This is a genomic window from Arthrobacter sp. Y3225209, from assembly GCF_059090685.1.
Genome location: NZ_JBNHFW010000006.1, coordinates 122,598 through 129,255 on the forward strand (window position 1 = coordinate 122,598; position 6,658 = coordinate 129,255).

General features: G+C 66.4%; 4 protein-coding genes. 3 read left to right on the forward strand and 1 reads right to left on the reverse strand.

The annotated features are described in order from the left end of the window. Positions 1 to 68: 68 nt before the first annotated feature. Together glgC and AC5RVB_RS05845 are read left to right on the forward strand one after the other, a co-directional pair. Positions 69 to 1,331: a glucose-1-phosphate adenylyltransferase gene (glgC, locus tag AC5RVB_RS05840; protein WP_290245050.1), complete on the forward strand. Its 1,263-nt coding sequence runs from the start codon at positions 69 to 71 to the stop codon at positions 1,329 to 1,331. Between the two features lie 167 nt (positions 1,332 to 1,498). Next, on the forward strand, positions 1,499 to 2,950 hold the full coding sequence (locus AC5RVB_RS05845) for an SDR family NAD(P)-dependent oxidoreductase (protein ID WP_423723378.1): 1,452 nt from the start codon (positions 1,499 to 1,501) through the stop codon (positions 2,948 to 2,950). On the opposite strand, the gene AC5RVB_RS05850 is transcribed toward AC5RVB_RS05845, so the two are convergent. Continuing rightward, on the reverse strand, positions 2,939 to 5,755 hold the full coding sequence (locus AC5RVB_RS05850) for a cation-translocating P-type ATPase (protein ID WP_494142196.1): 2,817 nt from the start codon (positions 5,753 to 5,755) through the stop codon (positions 2,939 to 2,941). The two genes, AC5RVB_RS05845 and AC5RVB_RS05850, sit on opposite strands and share 12 nt — an antisense overlap. 189 nt (positions 5,756 to 5,944) lie before the next feature. On the opposite strand from AC5RVB_RS05850, the gene AC5RVB_RS05855 reads away from it, so the two are divergent. Continuing rightward, the coding region (locus AC5RVB_RS05855) for a YeiH family protein (protein ID WP_494142203.1) at positions 5,945 to 6,658 on the forward strand (714 nt) is incomplete at its 3' end.

Sequence of the window (6,658 nt, forward strand, 5' to 3'; positions counted from 1 at the left end):
TAGTGCACCGGGCAACCTGTGATCTAGTGTGAAGTCAGCAGACTTACTTCCGGAAGAGGTTCAACACAATGGCGCCAAAGAAGGTCCTGGCAGTAGTGCTTGCAGGCGGCGAGGGCAAACGCCTGATGCCCCTGACGGCAGACCGGGCAAAACCCGCGGTACCCTTCGCGGGGCGTTACCGCCTCATCGACTTCGCACTTTCGAACCTGGTGAACTCCGGGTACCTGCAGATAGTGGTTCTCACGCAGTACAAATCCCACAGCCTGGACCGGCATATTTCCGAGACCTGGCGGCTGTCCACCCAGCTGCAGAACTATGTGGCTTCCGTGCCGGCGCAGCAGCGCGTGGGCAAAAGCTGGTTCCTCGGCAGCGCCAACGCGATCTACCAGTCCATGAACCTGATCGATGATGCCCAGCCGGACATCGTGGTTGTTATTGGTGCCGACCATGTGTACCGGATGGACTTCTCCCAGATGGTTGAGGCACACATCGCCTCGGGCGCCTCGGTCAGCGTTGCCGCGGTGCGGCAGCCGATGCACCTGGTGGACCAGTTCGGCGTTATCGAAACCGATCCGGAGAACCCCGGCCGGATCGGTGCGTTCGTGGAGAAGCCCGATTCCACGCCCGGCCTGCCCGATGACCCGGACAGCTTCCTGGCCTCCATGGGCAACTACGTCTTCAACACCGATGCCCTGGTCTCCGCACTGCAGGCCGACGCCGAGCGGCTGATCACCAAGCACGACATGGGCGGGGACATCATTCCCTACTTCGTGGAGCGCAACGATGCCGCGGTGTACGACTTCACTACCAACGTGATCCCCGGGGCTACCGGAAGCGACCATCAGTACTGGCGCGACGTCGGCACCCTGGACTCCTATTACGACGCCAACATGGACCTGATTTCCCCGCTGCCGGCGTTCAACCTGTACAACCTGCAGTGGCCCATCTATACCCGGCAGAGCATCTCCCCGCCCGCCAAGTTTGTCCGCAGCGCGTCGGAGCAGGCGGGGACGGCCTTCGATTCGATTGTCTCCGACGGGACGGTCATCTCCGGCGGAACGGTCACCGGTTCGGTGCTGGCCCAGGACGTCTACGTTTCCGCCAATGCCGAGGTCACCGACTCTGTCCTGATGGATAAGGTGCACGTGGGTGAGGGTGCCGTTATCCGCCGGGCCATCATTGACAAGAACGTGCGGATCCCGGCCGGTGCCACCATTGGCGTGGACCGCGAACTCGATCTGAGCCGCGGGTTCACGGTGACGGAATCCGGGCTGACGGTGCTCAGCAAGGGCCAGCGGATCCCGGCGGAAGCACCCCGGGAAACCGTTTAGGCCCGGCATAATGCCGGTCTGACAGGCGGCGGGGGCAGCGGATGTGAGATTCCGCCGTGCCCCCGCCGCCGATACGGGTGCCGTGCCGCTTCTCCGGTATCCTCGAAGTGCGCACTCCAGTTGCGCCGCGCCGTGAATCCGCCGGTGTCGATGAGCAGAAGGCCCCGATGAGCACCCCTGAACTGAGCCCGGAAGAACTAAGCCCGGAAGAGATCCAGACCGCCCTGCGCGTCCTGGCCTCCATCCACGTCCTGGATGAGGAGAACCCGGATTACGTCGCGGTCCGGCGGGCAACCGCCAAGATGTTCAAGTCAGTGAAAAAGCACCGGAAGAACGAAAAGCGCAGCGCCGTCGCAGAGGCGGACCGCGCCGTCGTCGCCCTGACGGCCACCGGTGCGGCAGACCGGATCGACGACGAGACCCGCGGCGCACAGCTGACCAGCGCCGCCCACGGGCCTTCCGCCGGAACGCTGCTGAAGCCGCGCAACTGCTACATCTGCAAGCAGCCGTACACCGTGGTGGACGCCTTCTACCACCAGCTTTGCCCCGAATGCGCAGCGTTCAGCCATGCCAAGCGGGATGCCCGCACCGACCTGACCGGCCGCCGTGCACTGCTGACCGGCGGACGGGCCAAGATCGGCATGTACATTGCCCTGCGGCTGCTGCGCGACGGGGCACACACCACCATCACCACCCGCTTCCCCAAGGACGCCGCCCGGCGGTTTGCGGCCATGGAGGATTCCGCGGACTGGCTGCACCGGCTGCGCATTGTCGGCATCGACCTGCGTGATCCGGCCCAGGTCATCTCCCTGGCGGAATCGGTTTCGGATGCCGGCCCGCTGGACATCCTGATCAACAACGCGGCCCAGACCGTGCGCCGTTCCGCCGGTGCCTACCGTCCCCTGACCGAGGCCGAACTGGCCCCGCTGCCGGACGGCCCCATGCCCGAGCTGGTGACCTTCGGCCACACCTATGACGCGCACCCCACCGCGCTGGCCGGTTCCGTGGCGGCACACCCGGTGCTGGCCGCCGACGCCGTCACCTCCCTGGCGCTGACCGCGGGCTCCTCCTCGTTGGCACGGATGGAGGCCGGCACGGCCATCGACGCCGGCGGCCTGGTGCCGGACACGGCACCGATCAACAGCTGGACGCAGGTGGTGGACCAGGTGGATCCGCTGGAAATGCTCGAAGTGCAGCTCTGCAACGTCACCGCCCCGTTTCTGCTGGTGAACCGGCTCCGCCCGGCCATGGCGGCGTCCTCCGCCCGCCGGAAGTACATTGTGAACGTCTCCGCCATGGAGGGACAGTTCTCCCGCCGTTACAAGGGCCCCGGCCATCCGCACACCAACATGGCCAAGGCGGCACTGAACATGCTCACCCGCACCAGTGCCCAGGAAATGCTGGACACCGACGGGATCCTGATGACGGCGGTGGATACCGGCTGGATTACCGACGAGCGTCCGCACCCCACCAAGGTCCGCCTGGCCGAGGAGGGCTTCCACGCCCCGCTGGACCTGGTGGACGGCGCGGCACGGGTTTATGACCCGATTGTGATGGGCGAAAACGGTGAAGACCAGTACGGTGTCTTCCTCAAGGACTACAAGCCCTCACCCTGGTAGGACGGGCACGGGGCCGGTGCCGCCGGCTCCGGTGTGCCGGCGCCGTGTGGCCAGCCGCTGAACCGCCTTCCCGATTTCCGAAACCACCAGCACGGTAGCGCCCACTGCGATGCACAGGAACCACTGCGCGGAGGTCAGCGGCACCGTGTCGAAAAAGCCTTCGAAAATGCTCAGCTGTACCACCAGTATCTGCAGAACCACCACTGCCGCCAGCGAAACCCAGATGGCCCGGTTGGTGAAGGTCAGCAGCGAAAAAACGGAACCGGTTTCCGAACGCACATTGAGCAGATTGAACACCTGGTAGAAAACGAAGGTTGTAAAGGCCATGGTGGTGGCGAAGTTAGCACTGCCGGCGCTCTCGGGGAACAGGCGGGGAGCACTGACCAGCACGGCGCAGGTGCCGATGGCCATGACTATGCCCAGCATGGCCAGTACCGCAATCCGCCGTCCGGTCAGCAGCGGTTCCCCTGCCCGCCGGGGCGGACGGTTCATCACGCCCGGATCCGTTTTGTCCACGCCAAGGGCCAGGGCGGGCGGGCCGTCCATGATGATGTTCACCCACAGAATCTGCAGCGCGGTGAACGGGGCCCCGCCGGCAAAGCCGAAGGTCGCCGAGGCCAGGAAGATCAGCACGAACCCCCACGCCGTGGTGAGCTGGAAGCGGACAAACTTCACGATGTTGTCATAAATGCCCCGGCCTTCCTCGACGGCCGCCACGATGGTGGCGAAGTTGTCATCAGTGAGGATCATCCTCGCTGCACCCTTGGAAACATCGGTGCCGGTGATGCCCATGGCGATGCCAATGTCCGCCCGTTTCAGCGCCGGTGCGTCGTTCACGCCGTCGCCGGTCATGGCCACTACATAACCGTCAGCCTGCAGCGCCTTGACCACGCGGATCTTGTGCTCGGGTGAGACCCTGGCCAGGACCCCCAGCCCGGGAGCCTCCGCCTGCAGCTGCTCGTCATCCATGGCATCAAGTGCCGAACCGGCCACGGCCCTGCCACCAATACCCAGGTCCCTGGCAATCGCCGAGGCGGTGACCAGGTGGTCTCCGGTAATCATGTGCACATCAATACCGGCAGCCTGGGCCCGGGAGATGGCTTCGCCGGCCTCCTGCCGTGGCGGGTCAAGGATTCCGACAATGGCGTAGAGGACCAGATTCGCCGCCTCCGCAAACAGCCCCTCCGGGCTTCCCGGCAACGGTGCGTCCAGAACCCGTCCGGCCACCGCCATGGTCCGCAGTCCCGCCTTGGCAAGCGAGTCGACGTCGGCCGAAATGCGTGCCCGCTCCTGAGCGTCCAGCGGCTCCGGCCCGTCCGCGCCCATCACAAATGCCGTGCGTTCCAGGACGACGCCGGGTGCACCCTTAACGTTGCAGTGCACGGGCGCTCCCGCGGACTCAGCGCGGTTAAACGTGGCCATGAACTTGTAGTCGGAATCAAACGGAACCTCGGCGATGCGCCGGTGCGTGGCCCGGGCCCCGGCCACGTCAATGCCGCCCTTTTCGGCCAGCACCACCAGCGCCGCTTCGGTGGGGTCACCGGTGAGGCGCCCGTCTTCCACGGAGGCGTCGTTGCACAGCGCCATGGCCAGGTACGCCTCGATGAACGCCGGTACGGACCGCCCGTCCGGGCTGAGGATCTTGCCTTCGGTGGAGTAGCCGGATCCGGTAACCCGGAAACGGCTGCCCGACGGGGAATACAGCCGCCGGACCGTCATCTCATTCAGGGTCAGGGTGCCGGTCTTGTCGGTGCAGATCTGCGAGGTGCTGCCGAGGGTTTCCACGGCCGCGAGCTGTTTGATGATGGCGCCGCGGGCCGCCAGCCGGGAGGCGCCCATGGCCAGGGTGAAGGCGACGACGGCGGTCAGCCCTTCCGGAATGGTGGCAACTGCCAGGGACACGGCCGTCAGGAACAGGTCCTGCCAGCTGTCCCCGCGCAGCAGCCCCAGGATAAACACCAGGGTCACTACTGCCAGGGCAATGTAGGTCAGGACGCGGGCGAGCTGGTCGATGCTGCGCTGCAGCGTGGTTTTTTCCTCGGCAGTGCTGCCCAGCAGATCCGCGATGGTACCGATCTGGGTGTTCATTCCGGTGCCGGTAACCAGCAGCACGGCCCGGCCGCGGGTGACATCGGTATCCATGTACAGCAGGTTGGTGCGGTCCGCGACGGGGAGCTGCGGGTCTGAGAGAGCCCCGGCCACCTTGTTGGAGGGCCGGGACTCCCCCGTCAGCGCCGCTTCGGCCACCTGCAGCCGGACCGCTTCCAGGAGCCGGCCGTCGGCAGGAACGGTGTCTCCGGCTTCCAGCAGCACGATGTCCCCGGGTACCAGGGCGGTGCGCTCCACCGTGGCCTGCGTGCCCGAGCGCAGGACCCGGCAGGCATCCACCGCGGCATTCCGCAGTGCTTCGAGACTGGATTCGGCGCGCTGCTCCTGCACATAGTTCAGCGTGGTGTTCAGGATGATCACCAGGAGGATCACCACCGGGGTTTCCCATTCCCGGGACACCACGGCGCTGACGACGGCGGCAATGATGAGGACGATGGTCAGCCGGTCCGAAAGCAGCCGGAGGACTTTCCGCCACGCCGGCACCTTTTTGCCCTCGGCCAGTTCGTTGGGTCCGTAGCGTCCCAATCTCTCCCGGGCCTCATCCCCGTCCAGTCCCGCGGACGGATCGGTGCCGAGCTCTGCCGCGACCTCTTCCGCGGGATAGAGCCAGGGGGCCGCGAGAACCCCCGGCTCCGCGGGAAGGGACTGTTCCGCGGAGACGTGTTCGGCGCCGCGGCCGTTGCTGTGCGTGCTCATGGGCGCTTCCCCTGATGCTCGAGGATGGTAACCCATGGTAACAACGCCCGGCCGCGCAGCAGTACGTTGTGCGGGTCCGAAGCCTGCGCCGGGGTGAACTGCTTTGGTTATCCGCCCCGACTCGGGCAGGGTATAGACGTGCCTGATTCTCCCGCTGATCCGCCCCGGCCGCAGCAGCCCGCCGACGGGCTGCCGCGCGGGTTCGCCACGCTCAAAAAGACCGCGCCCGGGCTGCTGGCGGCTGCCGCCGCCGTCGCCCTGTCCTACCTGCTTCATCTGCTGGTTCCGGCTGTCCCGGTACTTACTGCTGCGGTGATCCTGGGACTGGTGGCCGCAAACCTGCCCGGTGCGGCCGCGGCAACAACCGGGCCGCTTAAGCCGGGGCTGGCGCTGGCTGCGCGGAGATTCCTGCGTATCGGCATTGTTCTGCTCGGGCTTAAGGTGTCGCTGGTGGACATTGCCGGCCTGGGGTTCGGTGCACTCGGGTTGGTTGTCCTTCTGGTCCTCACGGCCTTTGCCGGCACCTACGCCATCTGCAGGATGTTCCGGCTCCCCGGAGACGAACCGCTGCTGATCGCTGCAGGATTCTCCATCTGCGGTGTCTCCGCGATTGGGGCCGTTGCTGCCGCCCGCCGGTCCCGCAGCGGGGACACCGTGGTGCCGATTGCCCTGGTGACCCTCTGCGGTACCCTGGCCATCGCCGCCCTGCCGGTGGCCGGAGCGTTGCTCCGCCTCGACCCGGTGGTTTTCGGTACCTGGGCCGGCGCATCAGTGCATGACGTCGGCCAGGTAGTGGCCACGGCGCAGACGGCCGGCACCGCTGCGCTGGCCGCCGCGGTAGTGGTCAAGCTGGCCCGGGTGGTGCTGTTGGCGCCCATGACAGCCGCGGTGGGACTGCAGGCC

Coding starts and splice junctions, on each gene's coding strand:
- glgC (WP_290245050.1), top strand. CDS start 69: ATGGCGCCAAAGAAGGTCCTGGCAGTAGTGCTTGCAGGCGGCGAGGGC.
- AC5RVB_RS05845 (WP_423723378.1), top strand. CDS start 1,499: ATGAGCACCCCTGAACTGAGCCCGGAAGAACTAAGCCCGGAAGAGATC.
- AC5RVB_RS05850 (WP_494142196.1), bottom strand. CDS start 5,755: ATGAGCACGCACAGCAACGGCCGCGGCGCCGAACACGTCTCCGCGGAA.